Consider the following 445-nt stretch of genomic DNA (forward strand, 5'->3'; position numbering starts at 1 on the left):
CCCTGGGCCTGCAATTCACATTACGGATGGACGGTTACGCCTGGCTGTTCGCCCTGATCGTTTCCGGCATGGGCGCACTGGTCGTGCTGTATGCGCGCTACTACATGTCGCCGGAAGACCCGGTGCCGCGCTTCGTCTCGTTTTTCCTGGCGTTCATGGCGGCCATGCTGGGCGTGGTGCTGTCCGGCAACCTGATCCAGCTGGTCATGTTCTGGGAAATGACCAGCCTGGCTTCCTTCATGCTGATCGCCTATTGGCACCACCGCCTGGACGCCCGCCGCGGCGCGCGCATGGCGTTGACGGTGACGGGCGCGGGCGGCCTGTGCCTGTTGGCCGGCGTGCTGATCCTGGGCCATATCGTAGGCAGCTACGACATGGACCGCGTGCTGGCCTCCGGCGATCTGGTCCGCGCCGACCCCTGGTATCCCGCCGTGCTGGTCCTGGT

Annotated in this window: 1 protein-coding gene; it reads left to right on the forward strand. The window is 65.6% G+C overall.

Annotated elements, in window-relative coordinates; genetic code table 11:
- Window positions 1–445, forward strand: a 445-nt coding sequence (locus tag V6E90_RS21530) for a proton-conducting transporter transmembrane domain-containing protein (RefSeq protein ID WP_332606411.1), incomplete at both ends; no start/stop codon positions are given.

The organism is Acinetobacter sp. ESBL14, from assembly GCF_036668815.1.
Taxonomy (GTDB): domain Bacteria; phylum Pseudomonadota; class Gammaproteobacteria; order Pseudomonadales; family Moraxellaceae; genus Acinetobacter; species Acinetobacter gyllenbergii.